Origin of the sequence: Burkholderia sp. BCC1047 (assembly GCF_902833155.1) — a bacterium.
GTDB lineage: Bacteria > Pseudomonadota > Gammaproteobacteria > Burkholderiales > Burkholderiaceae > Burkholderia > Burkholderia sola.
On sequence record NZ_CADFEH010000001.1, the window covers coordinates 326582 to 348529 of the forward strand.

Sequence of the window (21948 nt, forward strand, 5' to 3'; positions counted from 1 at the left end):
CCGTCGATCGAAAATTCGCCCGCCGATTCCAATTGATAATGAGAATGATTATCAAATACGGGGGGCGGGGAATGCGGTACGCGGTACGAGAACCACAGAGATCGATGATGAGGGGCGCACGCGTCGTCCGTTTCGGGCGCTGGCGTCCGTCGCTGTATCTCGGCCTGCTGATCGCCGCGCATCCGGCGGCGGCGTTCGCCGATGCGGCGCGGGCGGGCGGCGCGGAAGTCCGCAAGGAAGAGGCGGCCACCGCGCAGCCTGCCGAAGGCGAGTTGAAGGCGATTGCGGTGAATGCGTCGCGGGGTGTGGCCGACGATCCGTCGGTGGCGACGGTCGGCAAGATGCCGCTCGCGCTGCGCGAGATTCCGCAGTCGGTCAGCGTGACGACGCGCGAGCGGATCGACCAGCAGAACCTGTTCTCGCTCGACGAGGTGATGCAGCAGTCGGCCGGCGTGACCGTGCAGCCTTACGTGCTGCTCACCACCGCGTACTTCGTGCGCGGCTTCAAGGTCGATTCGTTCGAGTTCGACGGCGTGCCGGTCGTGATCGGCGACATGGCGAGCGCGCCGCAGGACATCTCGGTGTACGAGCGCGTGGAAATCCTGCGCGGCGCGAACGGGCTGCTGCACGGCTCGGGCAATCCGGCCGCGACCGTCAACCTCGTGCGCAAGCGTCCGCAATACCAGTTCTCCGCGCATGCGACCGCAAGCGTGGGCAGCTGGGACCGCTATCGCGCGGAAGCCGACATCGGCGGCCCGCTCAATGCGGCCGGCACGGTGCGCAGCCGGCTCGTCGCCGCGTACGAGGATCGCCACTTCTTCTACGACCATGCGAAGCAGGACACGCGTTCGATCTATAGCGTCACGGAAGTCGACGTGACGCGCGACACGCTGCTCACGTTCGGCGCGCAGTACCAGACGACGTCGTCGGTGCCCGACATGTCCGGCGTGCCGATGGCGCGCGACGGATCGAGCCTCGGCCTGTCGCGCTCGACGTTCCTCGACACCGCGTGGGGCCGTTTCAACTGGGATACGACGCGCGCATTCGCATCGGTCGAGCAGAAGCTCGGCGCCGGCTGGAAGGCGAAGGTCAGCGGCGAATACCAGAGCGTGCGCTCGGACCTGAAGTACGCGGGTTCGTTCGGCGCGATCGATCCGGCGACGGGCGCCGGCGGCCGACTGACCGGCGCCGCGTATCAGTTCAGCAGCTACAGCCGCAGCGTCGATGCGAACGTGCAGGGTCCGGTGCATGCGTTCGGGCTCACGCACGACCTGCTGTTCGGTCTCACCTACGCGAACAGCAGCAGCGGACAGATGACCGCGCCGCTGCTCGGCGACGTGGCCGGCACGCCGGTGAACGTGTACCGCTGGAACCCGAGCAGCGTGCCGGAGCCCGGCGTCGGGCCGTACCAGCAGTCGCAGCAGAACGACGTTTCGCAGAAGGGCGTCTACGGGCTCGGCCGCATCAAGCTCGCGGAACCCGTGACGCTCGTGCTCGGCGGCCGGATGAGCTGGTGGAACCAGGACAGCCTCGGCGCGCACTACAACACCGGCCACCAGTTCACGCCGTACGGCGGGCTGATCTGGGATTTCGCGCGCGACTGGTCGTGGTACGCGAGCTATGCGGAAGTGTTCCAGCCGCAGACCAAGTCGATGTGGGGCGGCGGCATCCTGACGCCGGTGAAGGGGCGCACCTACGAGACGGGCGTGAAGGGCGAACTGGCGGGCGGCAAGCTCGACGTGTCGCTCGCGGCGTTTCGCATCGATCTCGACAACAACCCGCAGGTCGATCTCGCGCATCCGTGCGCGGGGCCGAGCTGCTACTACGTGAACGGCGGCAGCGTGCGCAGCCAGGGCTTCGAGTTCGAGGCGAACGGCCGCATCACGCCGTGGTGGAGCGTGTGGGCGAGCTACACGTACGACACGATGCGTTATGCGGACAATCTCGCGAACGCGGGCACGTTCGCGCCGCTGCTGAACCCGCGCCACCTGTTCCGGCTGTGGACCAACTACGACCTGCCGTGGCAGGCGCGGCGCTGGAGCATCGGCGGCGGCGTGCAGGTGCAGAGCAGCTACTCGGCGCAGGCGAACGGCGTCACGATGAGTCAGGGCGGCTACGCGCTCGCGAGCGTGCGGCTCGGCTACCGCTACGACAAGCACTGGAGCGCCGCGCTCAACGTCAACAACCTGTTCGACCGCCATTACTACCTGAGCCTGAGCCAGCCGGGCTGGAACAACCGTTACGGGGAACCGCGCAACGTGATGCTGACCGTGCGCGGCCAATTCTGATGGCGTCCGGCTGGGGTGCGCGAGCGGCGATCGCGATCGGCGGCGTGCTGCCCGGTGCGGCCGCGCTCGCGATCACGCTGGCCCGTCATTACCCGGCCGACGGCCTGAACCGGCTCTATGCGGCCGTGCTGCTGACGCTCGCCGCGAGCGTCGCCGTGTTGCTGTGGGTGCTCGTCGCGCCCGGCCGTCGGCAGGCCGCCTGGCGCGCGGGTGCGTGGCTCGCGGTGCTCGTGCCGTGCGCGATGTTGTGGGGAGGGCGCTGACATGGACGCTTCGTCGCGTTCGCGCTGGCGCGCGCTGCATCGCGGCGCCGGCGCGCTGTTCGGCGTGGTGCTGTTCGTCGTGTTGTTCAGCGGCGCGTGGAGTCTCGCGTTCGATTCGATGCAGGGCTGGTGGCGGCCGCCGGCGCTCGCCGTCGCGCGGCCGACGTTGCCGCTCGATGCGCTCGTCGCACGTGCGGCGTCGCTCGGGGTCGCGTTGCGCGACGCGCGTATCGTGCTGCCGCGGCCGGACGATCCGGCCATCCGTTTCTGCGACGCGCGCCAGACGTGCACGCTCGCGCTCGATCCGGCGACCGGCGCGCCGCTGCCCGACGCCGCGCGGGCGACGTCGATCGTCACGCTGCACAAGACGCTGTTCGCCGGCTTCCCCGGGCGCATCTTCGTCAGCCTGTGGGGCATCGTGCTGCTCGTGCTCATCGTCGCGGGCGTCGTCGTGCATCGCAAGCGCTGGCCCGACGCGGCGCGCATCCGGCGCGGCCACGGCTTGCGCATCGCGCTGTTCGACCTGCACGCGTGGATCGGCCTGTGGGGTACGCCGTGGCTCGTGCTGTTCGCGTTCACCGGCGCGTTGTCGGGGCTCGGTGCGCTCGGCACGGTGGCGCTCGCGGGCGTCGCGTATCCGGGGCAACCGCAGCGTGCGTTCGCCGAACTGCTCGGCGGGTCGCCGCCCGTCGAGGCCGGCGGTCCGTGGCGGCATTCGCCCGATCTCGATGCACTACTGCGGCGCGATGCGGTGCGCAGGCCGGATTTCCGGCCCGAAGCCGTCGCGTTGCAGCGCTGGGGCGACGTGAACGCGCGCGTCGAGATTGCCGGTACGACCGCGGGCCTGCCGAGCACGGCCGTGTTCGAACGCCACCTGTATCGCGCGGCGGACGGGCAATGGCTCGCCGACGCGACGTCGCGCGGCCGCGGCTTCTGGCTGCGCGCGTTCATCGCGGTGCAGCCGCTGCATTTCGCGCAATACGGCTGGGTTGGCGCGGCGGGCGGCGTGCTGCGCGTGCTGCATTTCCTGATGGGGCTCGCCGCCTGTGCGTTGTGCGCGACGGGGCTGCATCTGTGGATCGAGCGGCGGCGCGCGCAGCGCGATCGTGCGGCGGACCTGCTGGCCGCCGCCGCGGTCGGCGTGTGCGGCGGGCTCGTGCTCGCGGGCGGCGTGCTGCTGTTCGCCGGTCGTGCGTTGCCCGATGGCGTGCACGTCGACCATGCGCTCGCGCTGCTGTTCTGGGTCGTGTGGGGCGGCGCGAGTGCGCTCGCCGCCTGTGTCGCCGATCGCGCGGCATGGCTGCGCGTGCTGATGCGTGCGGCCGGCGTCGCGTACGCGCTGGCCGGCGCGACCCATTGCGCGATCGCGCTGCTGGGCGCGGGCAGACCCGTGTACTGGCCGATCGACGCGGCGCTCGTCGCCTTCGGCGCATTGCTGCTGCGGGCGGCGCGCCGTCCGCGGCGCGACGCGATGTTGGCCGCTCGCGTGCCGGCCGGCGCCGAACCTTTTTAACCTCATTCAACTGGAGACTTCGATGCGCGATCTGTTCGAACATCGCCGCCTGGTCGTCACGATCACGCTGCTTTACCTGTCACAGGGCATCCCGATCGGCATCGCGATGGACGCGATGCCGACGCTGCTGCGCCACGACGGCGCGCCGCTTCATGCGCTCGCGTTCCTGCCGCTCGTCGGGCTGCCGTGGGTCGTGAAATTCCTGTGGGCGCCCGTCGTCGACAATCGCTGGTCGCCCCGCATCGGCCGGCGGCGCAGCTGGATGCTGCCGATGCAGACGATCGTCGTGCTGTGTCTCGTCTGCCTCGCGCAGATCGGGATGACGGTCGCGACGGCGGGCTGGGCGGTCGGGCTGCTGGCCGTCGCGTCGCTCGCGAGCGCGACGCAGGACATCGCGAACGACGGGATGGCCGCCGAGCATTTCAGCGGCGACACGCTCGCGAAGATCAACGCGATCCAGATCGCGGGCGTGATGATCGGCTTCTTCGGCGGCGGCGCCGGCACGTTGACGCTGATCGGCCGGTTCGGCCAGCCCACCGCGTTTCTCGCGCTGGCGGCCGTGCCGCTCGCGAGCCTCGTCTGCGTGCTGTGGGTCTTGCCGCGCGACGCGGATCGCGCGCGCGCCCGGCCCGACCATGAGGCGAGCCTCGTGCGTTTCGCGAAGCGGCCGCGTTCGTGGTCGCTGCTGTCGCTCGCGCTGCTGTCGGCGATGACCGCCGTATCGGGCTTCGGCCTGTCGAAGCTGTTCCTCAACGACGCGGGCTGGTCGCTCGATGCGATCGGCATGCTCGGGATGGCGGGCGGCGTCGTGACGGTCGTGCTCGGATGCGGCGGCGGCGCGTGGCTCGTGAAGGCGCTCGGCCTGTGGCGCGCGTTTACGGCCGGCGTGAGCTGTGCGGGCGCGGCGGCGCTGCTGTGGTTCGCGCAGGCGAGCGGGTGGCTGCCGGTGTCGCCGTCGTGGGCGTGGCCGTGCACGGTGCTCGGCTCGCTGGCGACCGGCATCACGTCGGTGTCGATCATGACGGCCGGCATGCGTTTCGCGGGCGGCAGCGATCAGGCCGGCACCGACGTGACGGCCGTGCAGAGCACGCGCGATCTCGGCGAGCTGATTGCGTCGTCGACGATTCTGTCGCTGACCGCGAAGGTCGGTTATACCGGCGGGTTTCTCACGGGCGTCGCGCTCGCGGTGCTGGCGGCGCTGATCGCGATGACGCTGCGGCGGCGCGAGGCGGCGTATGCGGTGAAGGGGGACGATGCGCTGGTGTCGTGACGGGAACGCCGTCCGCCCGGCGCGTATCGCGCAAGCTTGCGCAAGCGCGTCGAAAAATCGACGTCATGCGGATGACGCGCGCGCCTGATAAGCCTGTGCGATCTGCTGCGCATGCTTCTGCATCGAGCGCACGAAGCGCTTGATGTTGCCGTCGGTCATGCGGGACGCGATGGCGCCCAGGCCGATCGCGCCGATCGTCTCTTCGGCATCGGTCACGATCGGCACGCTGATGCCGCGATAGTGCGTATTCTGAAGGTCGACGTCGAGACATCCATAGCCGTGCCGGCGGCAATGGGCGGCCCGCGCACGAATCTCGGACACCGTCGTGCCGAATACGGCGAAGCGCCGTGCATTGCGTGTCAGCAGCGCATCGAATTCCACACGCGCCATCGTCTGCATCAACGCGATGCCGCCGATACTGACGCCCAGCGGACGGCGATTGCCGACATCCACATACAGGATTTTCGCGGGGTTTTCGCCCGCACGTCGGTCGATGCAGACCGAGTCGAGCGCATTGCGCGCGGTCAGAAAAACCGTTTCGCCGAAGCTGGCGCGCAATGCGTCCAGATGCGGTGACGCAATGGTCCTGACCGGAAAGCGATTGCGGCGCGACAGCGCGAGCAGGAACACTTCCTGGCCGATGTAATAGCGGCGCTCGCCTGCCGGTTTTTCCACGAGCCCCTGTTCCACCAGCGTGGCCAGCAAGCGATGGACGGTGGCGGGCGCAAGCGCGAGTTCTTCCGCGATGTCACTCAGGCGCCGCCCCTGATCCTGGCCGATCGCCACCGCGCCGAGGATCTGCGCGACCCGTTCCGTGCTGCGCACGATCTCGCTGCGGGCGGGCGCCGGGTCCTGGTTCTCGCCGCCATGTTCCGGCATGGCCGGTCGCTTCACTTCCCGTTTCGTCGTCATGTCCGTTGTCTGATGCGGCCGGTTTCCGGCATGCAAAGTTTTTCCGCCTGGCGGAATTTTTCGCCGTTCCCGGATTGTTGCACGGTTTCGGCGTTACTACACTGAGCCAGCCGATGAACGAACGACAACGCGTTCGGCGCGACATTCAGACATGCGATTTTGCCCGCACGCGAGCGTGCGACAGGATCGAAGAGGAGACGAGACATGCCATCGACCATTGCCGCACCGCGGGCACTGCAGCCCGACCGTGCCGACCCCGTATTTCGCAAAATCATCTGGCGCGTGATGCCGTTGGTCTTCATCGGCTACCTGTGTGCGTTTCTCGACCGCATCAACATCGGCTACGCGCAATTGCAGATGAAGGATGCGCTGGGGTTCTCCGATTCGGTCTACGGGCTCGGCGCCGGCATCTTCTTCGTCAGTTATCTGCTGTGCGAAGTACCGAGCAACCTGCTGTTCGAGCGGATGGGCGCGCGCAAGACGTTCCTGCGCATCATGCTGCTCTGGGGGCTGACGTCGGCGGCCACGATGTTCGTGCGGACGCCGCTGCAGTTTTACGTGATGCGCTTTCTGCTCGGCGTGTTCGAGGCGGGCTTTTTCCCCGGCGTGATTCTCTACCTCGGTTACTGGTTCACGCCCGAATGGCGCGGCCGTGCGACCGGCGCGTTCCTGTTCGCGTTGCCGGTCGCGGGTGTCGTCGGCGGTCCGCTGTCGGGCACGCTGATCCGCGGCATGAACGGCGTTGGCGGCTTCGACGGCTGGCAATGGTGCTTCCTGCTCGAAGGGCTGCCGACGGTGTTCGTCGGACTGCTGTGCTACCGGCTTCTGAGCGACACGCCGGAACAGGCGCCATGGCTGACAGCCGAGGAAAAGCGCATCGTCGCCGCGGCGCTGCCGCCTCGCGGCACCGGCAAGCATGGCGGCGGGGCAGTGATGCGCGACGCGCTGTCCGACGTGCGCGTGTATTCGCTCGGGCTCGTCTATTTCGCGATTGCCTGCGGGTCGTACGCATTCACGTTCTGGCTGCCGATGCTGATCAAGGGGCTCGGCGTGGCCGACCCGGCGACGATCGGCTGGTATTCGCTGCTGCCGTATGCGGCCGGTGCGGTCGGGACGTGGATCGTCGCGGCTCGCTCCGACGCGCGGCAGCAGCGGCGCGCATACATCGTGCCGTCGATGCTGATCGCGGCCTGCACGCTGGCCGCCACCACGCTGGCGAGCCACTCGCTGCCCGTGTCGCTGGCGCTGCTGGGCGTGACCAATTTTTTCCTGATGGGCGCCGGCGTGGTGTTCTGGGCGGTGCCGTCGGCCGTCTTGCCGCAGCGCCACGCCGCCGCGGGCATCGCGATCGTCAGCAGCATCGGCATTCTCGGCGGCTTCTGCAGCCCGACGCTGATCGGCCTGACGCGCGACATGACGGGAAGCCTGTCGGGCGGACTACAGATGATGAGCGTGATTCTCGTCGTCGGCGCCGGCATTGCATGGATGGCGATCGGGCGAGGTGTCGCACGTGACGCGATGGACGGGGAGGCACTTTGAACAGGTATGGCGAGACGGCATTCCGACGCGAGCGGATCATCCGCTTTCACCATTGCGATCCGGCCGGGATCGTCTTCTATCCGCAGTATCTGGTGATGCTTCATGCGTTCATCGAAGCCTGGTTCGACGAAGGGCTCGAACTGCCGTACGGACATTTCATCGGGCAGCAACGGTTGGGCATTCCCGTCGTCAAGCTCGAGTGCGAGTTTTTTGCACCCAGTCGCCTCGGCGATCACGTCGAATTCACGCTTGCGGTCGGACGCCTCGGGAACAGCTCGATCGAGTTCGTGCTGGCGGTGAACGGGGTGAGTCGGGAGGGCGTCGACGAAGTACGCATGACGGTGAAGCAGACCGTCGTGCTGATGTCGCTCGATACGCACCGCCCGGTGCCGTTGCCGGCGTCGCTGCGCGAACGGATGTCCCGGTATCTGCAGCAGGCTGACGCGGGCTGCGGCGGTAGTTGAGCGACGCCGCAGTCCGGCGGTCGCATCGCGATACACCTTCAAACGAAATGGAGAGGAAACCTAAATGGCAAACAAGAAAATCATCGTGCTCGTGGCGCCGACGGGCGGCATGGCGTTCAAGTCGCAGAATCCGAATCTGCCGACCCAGCCCGCGGACATCGCACGAGACGTCTACGATTGCTATAACGCGGGCGCCAGTGTCGTGGCGATTCATGCGCGCCTGCCGAATGACCTCGCGACCTGCAATGCGGAAATCTATCGCGACATCAACACACGCATTCGCGCGAAATGCGACATCGTGATCAACAACTCGACCGGCGGCGGTATTCACGGCGACATGGTGAAGCCGTTCGAGGACGGCTTGCTCGATACCGTCTGGAACGAGCGCCTGAAGGGCATGGATGCGGGCGCGGAGATGTGCACGCTCGACGCCTGCACGATGAACGCGACGTTCAACGGCACGGAAGTCCTGCTCAATACGCCGCCGTCGCGTTGCCGGGAACTGGCCGACGGCATGAAGCGGCGCGGGATCAAGCCGGAATGGGAGGTGTTCAATCCGGCCCATATCCTGCAGGACGTCGCGAGCCTGATCGAGCAGGGTTTCGACGAGCCGCCCTATGTCGTCAACATGGTGCTCAATGCGCACCGTGGTTTCCAGAATGCGATGCCGTATACGCCGCGGGTGCTGCGATAGATGGTCGACCTGTTGCCGAAGGACAGCCTGTTCTGCGTCAGTGGCATCGGTCCGGCCCAGTTGCCGGCGGGAATCAACGCGCTGCTGCTCGGCGGCGCGATCATCCGCGTCGGGCTCGAGGACAACCTGTATTACCGGCAGGGCGAACTGACGACGAATGTCGCGCTGGTCGAGCGGACCGTTCGCCTGCTGAGGGAGATGGATTACGACGTTGCGTCGCCGGCTGAAGCGCGCGTGATGCTGGGCCTGCCGCGCAAGGATACGAGCGTGCGTCCGGAGTTTGCGATGGCTTGATGTTCGCCGGGCGCGTTGCCTGGGGAAGGGCGCCGGCCGCGAGCGAGCGGCCGTCCCGCGCCGCATCACGCGCGGCTCAAGCGCGACTCAAGCGCCGAGCCGCCAGCAGCGCAACGACGAGCAGCACCGCGACATACGCGGCGACGCTCGTCCACGCGCCGCGTTGCCAGAACGCGCCGCCGACCGAGCCGAGCACGCTCGACCCGACGTAGTAGGCGAGCAGATACAGCGAAGCCGCGTGCCCTTTCGCGGCGCCCGCGAGCGCGCCGACCCAGCCGCTCGCGACCGAGTGCGCGACGAAGAAGCCGATCGTCACGAGCACGATGCCGACGACGATCGCGACGAGCGAGTGCGACAGCGTCAGCGCGAGGCCCGCCGCGAACACGACGATGCCGCTGACGAGGACCGGCGCCCGCCCGAGACGATCGGCGAGCGCGCCGGCGCTCGACGACGACACCATCCCGAACAGATAGGCCCCGAAGATCAGCCCGCAGGCGGTCGGGCTCAGGTTGAACGGCGCCGCCATGAGCCGGAACCCGGCGTAGTTGTAGATCGTCACGAACGCGCCCATCACGAGGAAGCCGATCGCGAACACGAACGGCAGGCGCGCGTGACGCAATTGCGCGTGCCACAGCCGCAAGTGGTGACGCAGCGTCAGGTCGGTGCGCTTCACGAAGCGTCGCGACGCCGGCAGCAGCATCACGAACGCGAGCGCCGCGAGCAGATCGACGACGCCGATCGACAGCATCGCCGTGCGCCACGAAAAATGCTCCTCGAGCGCGCTCATTCCGATCCGTCCGATCATGCCGCCGAACGCGGTTCCGCCGACATAGAGCCCCATCGAGAAGCCGAGCCCGTCCGCGGCGATTTCTTCCGCGAGATAGGCCATCGCCACCGCCGGCACGCCGCCCAGCGCGAAGCCTTCGAGCGCACGACAGACGAGCAGCAGATGCCAGTTCGGCGACAGCGCGGCGAGCAGATTGAACAGCGCGGCCAGCGTCATCGATACGAACATCAGCCCGCGCCGCCCGACCCGTTCGGATAGCGCGCCGGCGCACAGGATCGACACCGCGAGCATCCCGGTCGACAGCGATAGCGACAGCGAACTCGACGCCGCACCGACGTTGAATTCGCGGGCGAACGCGGGAAGCAGCGGCTGCACGCAGTACAGCAGCGAGAACGTGGCAAAGCCGGCGAGGAACAGCGCGAACGCGATGCGCTTGTACGCGGCCGAGCGCGGGGACACGCCGGCCGGCAGCGTATCGGGCGCGGACGGTTGCGTACCGGGCATGGAGCGGGAAATCGAAGCGGAGGACATGGGGGCACTCGATGTGCGACGGAATACACGAATTCTTGCGCACGGTCATGTATATGTCCAATATATGAAATGAACCGCAGCAATATGTTTTAACACTGGCTGATAGCCCAGCCCGACTCACCGCGAGGTCACGTCACGCATGGAACTCCGGCATCTCCGCTATTTTCTGGCCGTCGCGGCCGCATCGAATTTCACGAAGGCCGCCGAAACGCTCGGCATCGGCCAGCCGCCATTGAGCCAGCAGATCAAGGCGCTCGAGAACGAGCTCGGCGTGGAGCTGTTCAAGCGGACCGCGCGCGGCGCCGAGCTGACGCTGGCGGGCGAGGTTTTCGCGGAAGAGGCGCGACGCGTGCTCGACGATGCCGAGCGCGCGGCACGGGCGGCGAGACGCGCCGCGCGCGGGGAAACCGGCCATTTGCGGGTCGGCTTCACCGGGACGGCCGCGTTCAATCCGAAGGTGTCGGATCTGATTCGCCGCTTTCGCGAGGCGTTTCCGGATGCGGAGCTGACGTTGCAGGAAGCGACGTCGGGCGTGCTGCTGGAGGCGCTGGAGGCCGGGCGCCTCGACGTCGCGATCGTGCGGCCCGAGCGCCGAGCGGCCGCGACGCTGCGGGTGGCCGACTGGGACGAGGAGCCGATGTTCGTCGCGCTGCCCGTCGCGCATCGGCTGGCGCAGCGCCGGCGCATCGAGCTGGCGGAGCTGGCCGACGAGTCGTTCGTGCAGGTGCCGCGCGCGGCCGGCGGCGCGCTGTTCGACGACATCGTCGCCGCGTGCAAGGCGGCCGGGTTCGAGCCGCGCATGGCGCAACCGGCGCCGCAGATCGCGTCCGCGGTGACGCTGGTGGCGGCGGGCCTCGGCGTGTCGGTCGTGCCGAAGGCAATTACGCAGGTGCAGGTTCCCGGGGTCGTATACCGGCCGTTCGCGGGCAACCGGTTTCGCGCGAGGCTGGCCATTGCGTCGCGCTGCGACGAGCCGTCCGCGGTGGTGCGGAATTTTCTGCTGCTCGCGTAGCGGACAACAAAAAACCCGCGAAGCCATCTGCTGTCGCGGGTTTCTGAAATGCGGGAATGCGAGGAAAACGCATCTGGTGCCGACGGCGAGACTCGAACTCGCACAGCTTTCGCCACTACCCCCTCAAGATAGCGTGTCTACCAATTTCACCACGTCGGCACTGCAAGGGGCGCAATTCTAACGTCACATTTCGCATTTGTGAAGGGGGGATGACAAGGTCGTGTACGGGCACCTCGTCGATCCCGGTAGAATTCGTCCGATCGACCCGACGGGTCCCCGCAACCGCCCCCCGTTTTCTCCCCGTGACCCACACCCTCGAACAACTGCAGGCCGGCCAACTGTCGGGCGCGCGGCAACTGAAGCTCGCGTGCGGACTGACCGAATTTCCGCGCGAGATCTTCGATCTGGCCGACACGCTCGAAGTGCTCGACCTGACCGGCAATGCGCTGTCCGCGTTGCCCGACGATCTGCCGCGGCTGCATCGCCTGCGCATCCTGTTCGCGTCGGGCAACCGCTTCACCGCGTTCCCCGACGTGCTCGGCGCGTGCGAACGACTCGACATGATCGGCTTCAAGGCGAACCGGATCCGCACGGTGCCGCGCGGCGCGCTGCCGCGTGCGCTGCGCTGGCTGATCCTGACCGACAATGCGATCGACGAACTGCCGGCCGACATCGGCGACTGCGCGCGCTTGCAGAAGCTCATGCTGGCCGGCAATCGGCTGCGGGCGCTGCCCGCGGAAATGGCCGCGTGCCGCGCGCTGGAGCTGGTGCGCCTGTCGGCGAACCGGCTGCCCGCGTTGCCGGACTGGCTGCTGCGCCTGCCGCGTCTCGCGTGGCTCGCCGTGGCCGGCAACCCGTTCGGCGCGGCGCCGGAGGCCGCGGCGTCCGCCGGGCCGGACGTCGCGGAGATCGACTGGGCCGCGCTGTCATGTGAACGGAAACTGGGCGAGGGCGCGTCGGGTGTCATTTATCGCGCGCAATGGCGGGCGGACGGCCATCCGCCGCGGACGGTCGCGCTCAAGCTGTTCAAGGGCGCGGTGACGAGCGACGGCCTGCCCGATTGCGAAATGGCCGCATGCCTGCATGCCGGCCGCCACCCGCACCTGATCCCGGTGATCGGTAAGGTGCGCGGGCATCCGGACGGCACGCACGGCCTCGTGATGGAGCAGGTCGATCCCGCGCTGACGAACCTCGCCGGGCCACCGAGCTTCGCGTCCTGCACGCGCGACGTCTATGTCGCCGATACCAAATTCGATCCGGCGCACGCGTTGCGGATCGCGCACGGCATCGCGTCGGTCGCCGCCCATCTGCATGCGCGCGGCATCATGCATGGCGACCTGTATGCGCACAACATCCTGCACGACGGCGCAGGCGGCGCGTTGCTCGGCGATTTCGGGGCGGCGTCGCTGTACGACGTGAACGAGCGCACGCGCGGCGCGAGGTTCGAGCGGCTCGAAGTGCGCGCGTTCGGCTATCTGCTCGGCGAATTGCTCGAGCGCTGCGAACCGCACGCCGGCGCGCTCGATGCGCTGGCGGCGGCGTGCATGAACGAGGACGTCGACGCGCGGCCGTCGTTCGACGAGATCACGGCCGCGCTGGCCGTTCGCATGGGCTGATGGGGATGCGGCTTACGCCTGCCGCGCGGTCAGCAGCTTGATGCCGAGCCCGACGAACAGCAACCCGCTCGCACGCTTGAGCGCGTGCACCGCGCGGCTCATGCCGACGCCGCGATGCAGACGGCGTACGCCGGCCGAATAGACGCTGTGAACGACCACGACCGTGCACGCGATCGTCGCGTACATCACGACGAACTGCAGCGCGAGCGGGCGATCGTGCACGACGAACTGCGGCATGAACGCGGACAGGAAGATCATCGTCTTCGGATTGCTGCCCGACACGAACAGCGCTTCGCGGAACAGCTTCCGGCGATCGGGCACGGCGCGCTCCGCCGCGCCGCTCGATGCGACGCCGGCCTTACGGTCGCCGCGCAACTGCCGGACCCCCAGAACCATCAGGTACGCGGCGCCGATCACCTTCATCGCGACGAATAGCGGCGGCATCGCCGCCAGCACCGCGCCGACGCCAAGCGCGACCAGCAGCACGACCACGCCCTGCGCGACGAGGTTGCCGGCGATCGTCGCGGCGGTGCCGTGCGCGCCGTAGCGCACCGTGTTGCGAATCACGAGCAGCACGTTGGGGCCCGGCGACAGCGTCGTGGCGAGATAGGCTGCGGCAAACAGCATCCAGGTCTGAATGGACATGCGGCGCTCCGAAAGGCGGTTCCGGCAGTCGGGATGAAGCGATGATCGCACGCCAATAATGGCGCGGGCCGCTACCGCCGGAACCGTGCGGTCGCGGCGCGTCAGCGCGCGTCGCGCATGCAGTACGCGGGAATCGACGGCGGCGTGTCGATGGCGGCAGGCCGCGTCATCCACGCGATCCACGCGGCCCATAATCCGCAGGCGATCAGTACCGCGACATTCAGCGGGGTCCGGTAGCGGACGATCAGGTCGGCCAGCGGCAGGCGGTGTTTCATGTGCGTCTCCTTGCTTCGGTCGTGAGCGGGCGGCGTTACTGGCCGGCGTAGGTCGGCGCCTTCGCGTCGCAGGTCACGGACACGGTCGAGCCGTCCGCGAAATGCAGCCGCACCGGCACCTTCGCGCCGGGCGCGACGGCCTGGCGCGGCTCCTCCAGCATCACGTGGTAGCTCTTCGGCTTGAACGTCAGCGTGCCATGTGCGGGCACGACGACCGAGTCGACGTGAACCATCTTCGCGGTGCTGCCGCTCGTCTGCGTTTCATGCACCATCGCCATCCCGTAGGCGGGCGTGTCGATACCGATCAGCGTCGCGGGTGCGTCGCCGCCGTTCTTGAGCGTGAAGTAGCCGGAGGACGGCACTGTCGCCGGCATCGTGCGGATCCAGCACGCATCGGCCTGGATAGCCGGCGCGGCGAAGGTGGCGGACGCGTGCAGCGCCAGCGCCGTGAGCAGGGCGGTCGGAATCGAGCGTTTCATCGTTGGTTCTCCTTATCGGGTGCGATGCCGGCGGCATCGATGCGAATGCGGTCGGCACGGGGCGCCGATGCGCATCCCCGGCGTGACGTGCGTTACTTCAGCGTGAATGCATAGCGGCCGTGCGTGCGATGGCCGTCGCTGGCCACCGCGATCCACGCGACGGTATAGGCGCCGGGCTTCAGGCTCGCCAGTGCGACGTGCATCCGCTTCCGGTTGCCGGCGTCGACGGCCGACTTCCCGTCGACGACCGATTGCCCTTGGCTGTCGGTCACGGCGATCGAGCTGAACGCCGGCTCGAGCGCTTCGCCGAAATCGATCGTGACCGCGTGCGGCGCGCTCGACAGCGTGGCGTTGGGGGCCGGGTCCTGCATTTTCGGGAGCGCGTGCGCATGCGCGGCGTGGAGGGCGACGAAGCCGAGTGCGGCAAGTGCGCCGCGAACGAAAGTAGCGGTTTTCATGGCTGGGTGTGCGAGTAACGAATCGGATGGAAAAAGACGGATTCGACGGACGGCTGCGCGAGCGGCATCGATGTCCGCGGCGCTTAGCGCGGACGTGCGAGGGCGCGCATTCGCATGCGGGCGAATGCAGGCACGGCAATCCGAACCGGTGGCGGCCAACCGCGCGCCCGGCACGACGCCGCGCGCAGCAGGGTGAGACATGATCGTCCTTCGAAACGTGACACGTCGCGCACGCGGGCGGCGTGCGCGGGCGACGCGATGCACGACGGCATTACGCGCAATGGCGACGGATCAGGACGTGAACGGCGGGGCGCGCGGTTGCGCGGCCGTGAGCGGCAGCGCGCGGCGCAGGCTTTCGAAGCGGGTTGCCGCGCGATGCTCGATCGCGTGCACGTGGGCCGCGAACGTCAGTTCGGGAGCAGGTAGCGCGGGCGTATGGGCAAGCAGGCTGCAGTAGCCGCATGCCTGCAGATGGGCCTGCAGGCTTTTCGTCGACGCATCGGCGGAGTGGTCGCCGGCGGCCGGCGCGGCCGAACAGTAGCCGGCCAACAGCGCATCGACGCGCCCCTGCGTGGTCAGCGCCTGCGAGATCGTCGGCGCGAGCGCCGTCATCAGGATGGCGAGCATCCCGATCAGACTGCCGATCTTCCGGAGGCGACGACTCAGCATGCGATGCACGGCGGCGGGTGGACTGACGATGCGGGCGATTATGCCACGCACGCCGGTTCGCCGGTCGGCACCCACCTGCGGCATCGCGGCGCGCTATGCGTGCAGCGCCAGATACTTCGCGATCAGCGTCATCTGCGCGGCCCAGCCCTGGTCGTTCATGTCGCGCGCCGTCGCACGACGCGCTTCGATCAACTGGTCGAAACCCGTCTCGGTGACCGTGAGCAGCGTGCCGCCGGCTTGTGCTGTGAGCGTGAACGTGACGAGCGTCATCGGCTCCGACGCGTAATCGACATTCGGATCGATCGCGAACGGATGCCAGCGAAACGAGAACAGTTGCTTGGGTTCGATACGGTCGACGACGATTTCGAACACGGTGCCCGCATAGGGCTCCTGCGCCTTGGCGACGTCGTCGTCGACGCGGGTCGGCGTGATGCGGCCGAACAGCGACTGGCCGGCCTCGAACGGGCCGTCGAACGACACGCCGAACCACTGGCCGAATTCGCCGGAGTTGCTGACGGCTGCCCACACGCGGTCGGGCGACGCGGCGAGCAGCGCCTGTTTTTCGATGCGATCGGTTTGCTGGACCATCATGTTCTCCATGCAGGATCGAGCATTGCAGAGCGACGCGCGCGGCCGCGCGCGACGGCTAGTCGAGCATGGCCGCGTCGGGCACGTCGAGCACGAGGTCCGACGTCGCGACGGCCACGCACGGCAGCGTATAGCCGTCGGCCTTTTCCTCGCGGGAGAGCCCCGGCCATTCGATCGTGTAGCGTACGCCGCCGCTGACGATCCGGCAAAGGCAGCTTCGGCACGTGCCGTTGCGGCACGAGCGCGGCAGCGACACGCGCGCGAACGCGGCGGCTTCGAGCACGGTCAGCGAATCGGGTGCATCGAAAGTCGCGCCGAGCGGCTCGATGCGCACGACGGGCGGGCGTTCTGGATCGGTCATGACTGAAGCGGGCGGCGGTTCGGCGGCAACGCGTCAAGCATACCCGAAGCCGCCGGCGGCCGACGGCCGCCAGCCACGGGCGTCAGTGCCGCCGCAGATAGCGGTACACGGTATTGCGGGCGAGGCCGAGTTCGCGCGCGGCCGCCGATACGTTGCCGCCATGCCGCGCGAGCACCGCGTCGATCATCGCGGCCTGGTGGCTGTGCAGCGTCGTGCCTTCGCGCTTGCCGGCCGATGGGGTCGATGCAGCCGGTGTGGCCGCCGCTAGCCCAGCCGGCGCATCGTCGCAGTCGAGCCAGAAATCGTCGGGCAAATGCGCGAGCGTGATCTCGGTTTCGTCTTCCGCGAGCATGCCGGCCGTGCGCAGCACGTTGGTCATCTGCCGCAGGTTGCCGGGCCAGCGGTGGCGCGCGAACGCGTCGAACACGTCGGCCGCGACGCGGCGCGGCATCGGCTCGCTGCGCGCGAGCCGCGCGAGAATCCGCTCGACGAGCGCCGGCAGGTCGGTGCGCGCGGCGAGCGCCGGCAGCGTGACCGCGAGCCCGTTGATCCGGTAGAACAGATCCTCGCGAAACGTGCCGTCCGCGATCATCGCGCGCAGGTCGCGGTGGGTCGCGCACACCACGCGCACGTCGACCGGCACCGCGCGTGCGCCGCCGAGCGGCATCACCGCGCGCTCCTGCAGCACGCGCATCAGCCGAACCTGCTGCGCGAGCGGCATGTCGCCGATTTCGTCGAGAAACAGCGTGCCGCCGTCGGCCTGCGCGATCTTGCCGGGGCTGCCGCGCTTGCGCGCGCCGGTGAACGCGCCGTCCTCATAGCCGAACAGTTCGGCCTCGATCAGCGAATCGGGCAGCGCCGCGCAGTTGACCGCGACGAACGGGCCGTCCGCGCGCGGCGACGCGTGGTGCAGCGCGCGGGCGAGCCATTCCTTGCCGGTGCCGGTCTGGCCGAGGATCAGCAGCGGCAGGTCGCGCCCGCGGATCTTCGCGACGCGTTCGAGCACGGCGGCCATGCGTGCGTCGCCGGTGTCGAGCGTCGCGAACGTGATCGCATCGGGGTCCGGCGCCCGCACGCGTGCGGCCGGCGCCGGCGGGGTGACGGCGACGGTCGTTTTCTGCACGTCGGGGAATTCGCAGCGGGCGAGCACGCGCACGCCGGTCGACAGCGTCAGGCGGAACGTCGCGCCCGGCGCGCGCGCGGCCTGCTGCGCGAGCTGGGCGAAGCGCATGCCGAACAACGCGTCGCTGGCCTGATGCTGCAGCGTGTCGAACGACGCGCCGAGCTGGAACTGGGCGCTGCGGTTCGCGGCGATCAGCCCGCCGTCGGGGCCGAATGCGACGAGCCCGGCGAACAGCGAATCGACGCAATCCTCGTGGGCGTGAAAGCGCAGCCGCAGCGCTTCGCCGCACTGGTTCGCGAACAGGTGGTTCTCGATCAGCTGCGCGGACATCCGCACGAGCGCGAGCGTATGCGGGCTGGAGCCGCGCGGGTCGCCGCTCACGTCGAGCGTGCCGAGCGTGCGGCCGAACGGATCGACGATCGGCGCGCACGCGCAGGTGAGGATGTGGTTCGCGCGCAGGAAGTGTTCGGCACCGTGCACGACGACGGCCTGGCCCGACGCGAGCGCGGTGCCGATCGCGTTGGTGCCGCGTGCGCCTTCGGCCCACGACACGCCGTTGCACAGCGCGACGCGGTTGGCTTTCTCGATGAAGTCGGCATCGCCGATGCTGTGCAGGATCACGCCGTCGGCGTCGGTCAGCAGCACGAGGCTTTGGGTCTCGGCGATCTGCGCGTGGAGATCCTCCATCACCGGGCGGGCGTGCGAGAACAGCGTGTGGTTCGTGTCGAGCAGTGCGCGCAGCGCGACGCGCGACAGCGGCGCGAAATCGGGACGCTCGTGCGCGCGCAGGCCGACCGCGGTCGAACGCGCATGCGCCTGCGCGAGCAGGTCGGTACGCCCCGCGGTGGCGGGCAGCACGAAGGGTTGCGGCATGATGTGTCTCCTGTTCCCCGGAGCCGCCGGGGCCGACCGGATCGGAAGCGGCGGCGGAGTGTGTCTCCGCTCGCGGCGCACCATGGGGCGCGACAGCCGTTCGTCCGGGTACGCATCATCATACAAGCGCCACGTGCGATGCGCGACTGCCGATAAAATCCCCTTGCTTTCAAGCGCCCGCCTGCAATGATGGAAATGGAGCACGCACGCGCCGTGTTCCGCACTGCAACATGCATGCGACGCGACATGCATCCGTTCGGGAGACGCATCATGGTTCGGACGGAACTGAGAGTCGTGCTGGCGGCCATCGCCACCTTCATCATGCTGGGCGGCATTGCCGTGGCGATCCACGGATTGCTGTTCGATCTGACCGATGCGGTGAGATACGGGGCGGCCGCGATTGCGGTGGGCGTCACGACCGCCGCGATCGCGCTCAACATCTGGCCGACCGATCCGCACTGACGCCGTTTTCCGAAACGGTGCCGGATGCCGCGCAGATCAGACGAAATGCGCGTCGGAACGACGCACACCGAAATTTTTGTGTCCCGCGCGAAACCGTCTAAAGTGGAATTCAACCGGCATGCAGCGACCGCGCCACACTCCGCGGTCGGGGCCTCCGCCGGCGAGCCCGCGTACATTTCGTCCGGCCGGTAGCGGACGACGGACGCGGTCATTCGTTTTCTACCGGTCGAGGCGGCTCCCATGCAGATCCATTTCACGAACGAGAAGCCGGAGTATTCGGGGCGTGACCTGATGCTGGGGTTCACGGCGCTGGTCAATGGCGAGCGGGTCCAATGCCAGATCACCGCCGAGGCGCTGGAAGACCACTTCGGCGCGGCATCGCCGCGCTTCGAGGACATGGTCGGCGCATTCGACCAGCACCGCGAGCGTATCGAGGCGGCCGCACGGCGCCTGCTGTCGGAAACGCGCGCGCAATGCGTGACGCTGCGCAGCGGCTACGTGCGTTTCTACGAGGCGAACTGGCGCTGACGGCACGACGCCCGTCTCGCGGCGCGCCCGGGCGGGTGCACGCGAAGACGCCGCCTTTCACGCAATGCCGTTCGGGTGGGGCCGGGCGGCATTTTCGTATGTGGGCCGGCGGGCGGGATCGCCCGAGCGTCGGCAGGGGCATGCGCGTCGATTCGTGAAGCTCGCGAAAGCATCGTGCGCAAACGAAAACGCCACCCGAAGGTGGCGTGTGCATCGTGCGCCGCGTCGGTGCGCGCGCCGCGCTCCGCGCTCACTCGCTGCCGAGATAGAAGAAGCGGAACAGGAACACGGCCGCGATGATCCATACGATCGGCTTGACCGTGCGCGCCTGGCCCGTCAGCAGCTTGAGGCCGCCATACGCGATGAAGCCGAACGCGACGCCGTTCGCGATCGAGTACGTGAACGGCATCAGCAGCGCGGTCAGCGCGGCCGGCACGGCTTCCGTCGCATCGTCCCACGGCACCTCGACCATCTCGCGCAGCATCAGGCACGACACGTACAGCAGCGCGGGCGCCGTCGCATAGCCCGGCACGACGCCGGCGAGCGGCGCGATGAACAGGCACGCGAGGAACAGCACCGCGACGGTGATGGCCGTCACGCCGGTGCGGCCGCCGGCCTGTACGCCCGATGCGCTCTCGATGTACGCGGTGGTCGACGACGTGCCGAGTACCGAGCCCGCGACGATCGCCGTGCTGTCGGCGAGCAGCGCCTTGTTCAGCCGGTTCATCTTGCCTTCGACGAGCAGGCCCGCGCGATTCGCGACGCCCATCAGCGTGCCCGTCGCGTCGAACAGCTCGACGAGGAAGAACACGAGGATCACGTTGATGATGCCGGTCGACAGCGCGGCGCCGATGTCGAGCTTGAACAGCGTCGCGTCGATCGACGGCGGCGCGGAGAACACGCCGTGGAACTGGTTGCCGGCGAAGAAGAACGACAGGATCGTCACGCCGATGATGCCGATCAGGATCGCGCCGCGCACGCGCAGGTGGTCGAGCGTGACGATCGTGAAGAAGCCGACGATCGCGAGGATCGTCTCGTGCTTGTGCAGATCGCCGAGCGTGACGAGCGTGGCCGGGTTGCCGACGATCACGCCCGACGTCTTCAGCGAGATGATGCCGAGGAACAGGCCGATGCCGGCGGTAATGGAAATCCGCAGCGATTTCGGAATGCCGTTGACGATCGCCTCGCGCACGCGGAACAGCGTGACGAGCAGGAACAGGCAGCCGGAGATGAACACCGCGCCGAGCGCCGCCTGCCACGTGAAGCCCATCCCCTTGACGACCGTGTACGCGAAATACGCGTTCAGGCCCATGCCGGGCGCGCAGGCGATCGGGTAGTTCGCGTACAGGCCCATGATGATCGACGCCAGCGCCGCGACGAGGCAGGTCGCGACGAACACGGATTCCTTCGGCATGCCGGCGTCGCCAAGGATCGCGGGGTTGACGAAGATGATGTAGGCCATCGTCAGGAACGTGGTGACGCCCGCGAGTATCTCGGTGCGGAAGTCGGTGCCGGCTTCAGCGAAGCCGAAATACCGCTTGATGAATTCCATGAAGGCGTTTCTCCGGTCGGATTGTCGTGTTGATTGTTGTGCCGAATTGTTGTAAAGGCAGCGCGGCCGGCTAACTGTAACCAGCCACTATTGTCCGGCTATCGGCGGATTGTAATAGCGTGGATAGCTCGGACGATATAGTTGGAGGGCACGATCGGTTGCCTGCGCGCGAACGGTCCGGCTCCCGCCCGCGTGACGACGGCGCGAATTTTACCGGTTCGCGCGGCGCGGGCCGGCAGAAATGGGGAACCGCGGGAAACGCGCGGTAGGGGCGCGGTAGGAGCGTGAATGGGCGCGGGCGGGCCGGCGAAACCGGTCGATGCGTGCGCAACGCGGCCGATGCGTGCGCAACGGCCAGCCGGCTGCGTCGCGTGCGGCCGGTGCGCGATGACATGCGACTGAAACGGTGCGCCCGCATGCTGCACGAACGCGGTGCATGCGAGCGAACGCACGTATGCGGCCGGTGCGGATACGCGGCACGGCAACCGCGTGCAGCGGCCATTCGTCAGTCCAGGCAGTCGCAGGGATCGGGCTATCCTGCGCCGAAGCCGTCCCGTCCGCAACTGTCATTTCGCGATGCGGGGGCGACTGTGGTTTCTATGTAAAAGATTGCAAGGCCCCATCGCGTAAACCGGCAAGTCTTTCTAGGATAGATACACCGCGCATCCACACGCCGGCCGGTCATTGCCGACGCGGGGGAGTCGCAGTCCGTGCAGGCCAGGCGGTGAATGGCGGTCAAGGCCGTTGCGCGT

22 protein-coding genes, 1 tRNA gene and 1 pseudogene are annotated in these 21948 nt (G+C 68.2%); 11 read left to right on the top strand and 13 right to left on the bottom strand.

Translation table 11 applies throughout. The features are described from left to right. Positions 1-71 precede the first annotated feature (71 nt). From HWX55_RS01300 to HWX55_RS01315, 4 genes are read left to right on the top strand one after another with little or no spacing between them, the layout of a single operon-like run. A complete protein-coding gene (locus tag HWX55_RS01300) occupies positions 72-2288 on the top strand; it encodes a TonB-dependent siderophore receptor (RefSeq protein ID WP_175973338.1) in 2217 nt (738 codons plus the stop codon). Then, the gene (locus HWX55_RS01305) at positions 2288-2551 is read left to right on the top strand and encodes a hypothetical protein (RefSeq protein ID WP_175973340.1); all 264 of its coding nucleotides are present in this window, start codon (positions 2288-2290) and stop codon (positions 2549-2551) included. The genes HWX55_RS01300 and HWX55_RS01305 overlap by 1 nt, the downstream gene beginning before the upstream one ends. Before the next feature lies 1 nt (position 2552). Further along, the gene (locus HWX55_RS01310) at positions 2553-4064 is read left to right on the top strand and encodes a PepSY-associated TM helix domain-containing protein (protein ID WP_175973342.1); all 1512 of its coding nucleotides are present in this window, start codon (positions 2553-2555) and stop codon (positions 4062-4064) included. Between the two features lie 22 nt (positions 4065-4086). After that, positions 4087-5334, top strand: coding sequence for a RhtX/FptX family siderophore transporter (locus tag HWX55_RS01315; RefSeq protein ID WP_175973344.1), 1248 nt, complete (start codon positions 4087-4089; stop codon positions 5332-5334). Positions 5335-5397: 63 nt separating this feature from the next. Here HWX55_RS01315 and HWX55_RS01320 read toward each other — a convergent pair whose 3' ends face one another. Both HWX55_RS01320 and HWX55_RS35930 read right to left on the bottom strand, forming a co-directional pair. After that, positions 5398-6246 (bottom strand): IclR family transcriptional regulator, encoded by an 849-nt coding sequence (locus HWX55_RS01320; RefSeq protein WP_175973346.1) that lies wholly within the window; start codon positions 6244-6246, stop codon positions 5398-5400. After that, positions 6243-6548 carry a hypothetical protein gene (locus tag HWX55_RS35930; protein WP_208458706.1) on the bottom strand — a complete coding sequence of 102 codons (306 nt, stop codon included), beginning with the start codon at positions 6546-6548 and terminating at the stop codon, positions 6243-6245. Before HWX55_RS35930 ends, HWX55_RS01320 begins: the two co-directional genes overlap by 4 nt. Between HWX55_RS35930 and HWX55_RS01325 the strand changes: the two genes are divergently transcribed. The 3 genes and pseudogenes from HWX55_RS01325 to HWX55_RS01335 all read left to right on the top strand — a co-directional run bounded on the left by HWX55_RS01325 (position 6532) and on the right by HWX55_RS01335 (position 9237). After that, positions 6532-7785, top strand: a complete 1254-nt coding sequence (locus HWX55_RS01325) for an MFS transporter (RefSeq protein ID WP_244140463.1) — start codon at positions 6532-6534, stop codon at positions 7783-7785. The two genes, HWX55_RS35930 and HWX55_RS01325, sit on opposite strands and share 17 nt — an antisense overlap. Beyond that, the gene (locus tag HWX55_RS01330) at positions 7782-8249 is read left to right on the top strand and encodes a thioesterase family protein (protein WP_244140464.1); all 468 of its coding nucleotides are present in this window, start codon (positions 7782-7784) and stop codon (positions 8247-8249) included. Before HWX55_RS01325 ends, HWX55_RS01330 begins: the two co-directional genes overlap by 4 nt. A 64-nt stretch (positions 8250-8313) precedes the next feature. Then, positions 8314-9237, top strand: a pseudogene (locus tag HWX55_RS01335) (3-keto-5-aminohexanoate cleavage protein). 76 nt (positions 9238-9313) lie between these two features. Here HWX55_RS01335 and HWX55_RS01340 read toward each other — a convergent pair. Next, entirely contained in the window at positions 9314-10555 is a 1242-nt protein-coding gene (locus tag HWX55_RS01340; protein ID WP_175973350.1) for an MFS transporter, read from the bottom strand. A 139-nt stretch (positions 10556-10694) separates the two neighbouring features. On the opposite strand from HWX55_RS01340, the gene HWX55_RS01345 reads away from it, so the two are divergent. After that, positions 10695-11567, top strand: a complete 873-nt coding sequence (locus HWX55_RS01345) for a LysR family transcriptional regulator (protein WP_175973353.1) — start codon at positions 10695-10697, stop codon at positions 11565-11567. 74 nt (positions 11568-11641) lie between these two features. On the opposite strand, the gene HWX55_RS01350 is transcribed toward HWX55_RS01345, so the two are convergent. Continuing rightward, positions 11642-11726 (bottom strand) — tRNA-Leu (locus HWX55_RS01350). 143 nt (positions 11727-11869) lie between these two features. Here HWX55_RS01350 and HWX55_RS01355 point away from each other — a divergent pair. Further along, entirely contained in the window at positions 11870-13183 is a 1314-nt protein-coding gene (locus tag HWX55_RS01355; RefSeq protein WP_175973355.1) for a leucine-rich repeat-containing protein kinase family protein, read from the top strand. 12 nt (positions 13184-13195) lie between these two features. Here the strand turns inward: HWX55_RS01355 and HWX55_RS01360 are convergent, their stop codons facing one another. The 8 genes from HWX55_RS01360 to HWX55_RS01395 all read right to left on the bottom strand — a co-directional run bounded on the left by HWX55_RS01360 (position 13196) and on the right by HWX55_RS01395 (position 18654). Next, the gene (locus HWX55_RS01360) at positions 13196-13828 is read right to left on the bottom strand and encodes a LysE family translocator (protein ID WP_175973357.1); all 633 of its coding nucleotides are present in this window, start codon (positions 13826-13828) and stop codon (positions 13196-13198) included. Between the two features lie 101 nt (positions 13829-13929). After that, positions 13930-14103 carry a hypothetical protein gene (locus HWX55_RS01365; RefSeq protein ID WP_175973359.1) on the bottom strand — a complete coding sequence of 58 codons (174 nt, stop codon included), beginning with the start codon at positions 14101-14103 and terminating at the stop codon, positions 13930-13932. 35 nt (positions 14104-14138) lie between these two features. Then, positions 14139-14582, bottom strand: coding sequence for a copper chaperone PCu(A)C (locus tag HWX55_RS01370; protein WP_175973361.1), 444 nt, complete (start codon positions 14580-14582; stop codon positions 14139-14141). Positions 14583-14674: 92 nt separating this feature from the next. Continuing rightward, positions 14675-15040 carry a copper resistance CopC family protein gene (locus tag HWX55_RS01375; protein WP_050012375.1) on the bottom strand — a complete coding sequence of 122 codons (366 nt, stop codon included), beginning with the start codon at positions 15038-15040 and terminating at the stop codon, positions 14675-14677. A 291-nt stretch (positions 15041-15331) separates the two neighbouring features. After that, a complete protein-coding gene (locus HWX55_RS01380) occupies positions 15332-15709 on the bottom strand; it encodes a DUF2946 domain-containing protein (protein ID WP_175973363.1) in 378 nt (125 codons plus the stop codon). Between the two features lie 93 nt (positions 15710-15802). Continuing rightward, positions 15803-16297, bottom strand: coding sequence for an SRPBCC family protein (locus tag HWX55_RS01385; protein ID WP_175973548.1), 495 nt, complete (start codon positions 16295-16297; stop codon positions 15803-15805). A gap of 58 nt (positions 16298-16355) precedes the next feature. After that, positions 16356-16658, bottom strand: a complete 303-nt coding sequence (locus HWX55_RS01390) for a 2Fe-2S iron-sulfur cluster-binding protein (RefSeq protein WP_175973365.1) — start codon at positions 16656-16658, stop codon at positions 16356-16358. An 82-nt stretch (positions 16659-16740) separates the two neighbouring features. Further along, positions 16741-18654, bottom strand: coding sequence for a sigma-54-dependent Fis family transcriptional regulator (locus HWX55_RS01395; protein ID WP_175973367.1), 1914 nt, complete (start codon positions 18652-18654; stop codon positions 16741-16743). Between the two features lie 186 nt (positions 18655-18840). Here HWX55_RS01395 and HWX55_RS01400 point away from each other — a divergent pair, with 186 nt between their 5' ends. Both HWX55_RS01400 and HWX55_RS01405 read left to right on the top strand, forming a co-directional pair. Then, positions 18841-19116: a DUF2964 family protein gene (locus tag HWX55_RS01400; protein ID WP_235356163.1), complete on the top strand. Its 276-nt coding sequence runs from the start codon at positions 18841-18843 to the stop codon at positions 19114-19116. Between the two features lie 240 nt (positions 19117-19356). Next, positions 19357-19644, top strand: coding sequence for a DUF1488 domain-containing protein (locus tag HWX55_RS01405; RefSeq protein WP_006486743.1), 288 nt, complete (start codon positions 19357-19359; stop codon positions 19642-19644). Between the two features lie 250 nt (positions 19645-19894). Here HWX55_RS01405 and HWX55_RS01410 read toward each other — a convergent pair whose 3' ends face one another. Continuing rightward, complete coding sequence (locus HWX55_RS01410; protein ID WP_069617375.1) at positions 19895-21196, bottom strand: NCS2 family permease; 1302 nt, start codon at positions 21194-21196, stop codon at positions 19895-19897. Between the last annotated feature and the right edge of the window lie 752 nt (positions 21197-21948).

Bases quoted from the DNA above. Each gene is read 5' to 3' on its own strand.
- HWX55_RS01385 (WP_175973548.1), bottom strand. From the start codon at position 16,297: ATGGTCCAGCAAACCGATCGCATCGAAAAACAGGCGCTGCTCGCCGCG.
- HWX55_RS01365 (WP_175973359.1), bottom strand. From the start codon at position 14,103: ATGAAACACCGCCTGCCGCTGGCCGACCTGATCGTCCGCTACCGGACC.
- HWX55_RS01305 (WP_175973340.1), top strand. From the start codon at position 2,288: ATGGCGTCCGGCTGGGGTGCGCGAGCGGCGATCGCGATCGGCGGCGTG.
- HWX55_RS01390 (WP_175973365.1), bottom strand. From the start codon at position 16,658: ATGACCGATCCAGAACGCCCGCCCGTCGTGCGCATCGAGCCGCTCGGC.
- HWX55_RS01325 (WP_244140463.1), top strand. From the start codon at position 6,532: ATGCCGTTGGTCTTCATCGGCTACCTGTGTGCGTTTCTCGACCGCATC.
- HWX55_RS35930 (WP_208458706.1), bottom strand. From the start codon at position 6,548: ATGAAGACCAACGGCATCACGCGCCAGATGATTTTGCGAAATACGGGG.
- HWX55_RS01310 (WP_175973342.1), top strand. From the start codon at position 2,553: ATGGACGCTTCGTCGCGTTCGCGCTGGCGCGCGCTGCATCGCGGCGCC.
- HWX55_RS01395 (WP_175973367.1), bottom strand. From the start codon at position 18,654: ATGCCGCAACCCTTCGTGCTGCCCGCCACCGCGGGGCGTACCGACCTG.
- HWX55_RS01375 (WP_050012375.1), bottom strand. From the start codon at position 15,040: ATGAAAACCGCTACTTTCGTTCGCGGCGCACTTGCCGCACTCGGCTTC.
- HWX55_RS01405 (WP_006486743.1), top strand. From the start codon at position 19,357: ATGCAGATCCATTTCACGAACGAGAAGCCGGAGTATTCGGGGCGTGAC.
- HWX55_RS01380 (WP_175973363.1), bottom strand. From the start codon at position 15,709: ATGCTGAGTCGTCGCCTCCGGAAGATCGGCAGTCTGATCGGGATGCTC.
- HWX55_RS01410 (WP_069617375.1), bottom strand. From the start codon at position 21,196: ATGGAATTCATCAAGCGGTATTTCGGCTTCGCTGAAGCCGGCACCGAC.
- HWX55_RS01400 (WP_235356163.1), top strand. From the start codon at position 18,841: ATGATGGAAATGGAGCACGCACGCGCCGTGTTCCGCACTGCAACATGC.
- HWX55_RS01315 (WP_175973344.1), top strand. From the start codon at position 4,087: ATGCGCGATCTGTTCGAACATCGCCGCCTGGTCGTCACGATCACGCTG.
- HWX55_RS01320 (WP_175973346.1), bottom strand. From the start codon at position 6,246: ATGACGACGAAACGGGAAGTGAAGCGACCGGCCATGCCGGAACATGGC.
- HWX55_RS01370 (WP_175973361.1), bottom strand. From the start codon at position 14,582: ATGAAACGCTCGATTCCGACCGCCCTGCTCACGGCGCTGGCGCTGCAC.
- HWX55_RS01360 (WP_175973357.1), bottom strand. From the start codon at position 13,828: ATGTCCATTCAGACCTGGATGCTGTTTGCCGCAGCCTATCTCGCCACG.
- HWX55_RS01300 (WP_175973338.1), top strand. From the start codon at position 72: ATGCGGTACGCGGTACGAGAACCACAGAGATCGATGATGAGGGGCGCA.
- HWX55_RS01340 (WP_175973350.1), bottom strand. From the start codon at position 10,555: ATGTCCTCCGCTTCGATTTCCCGCTCCATGCCCGGTACGCAACCGTCC.
- HWX55_RS01345 (WP_175973353.1), top strand. From the start codon at position 10,695: ATGGAACTCCGGCATCTCCGCTATTTTCTGGCCGTCGCGGCCGCATCG.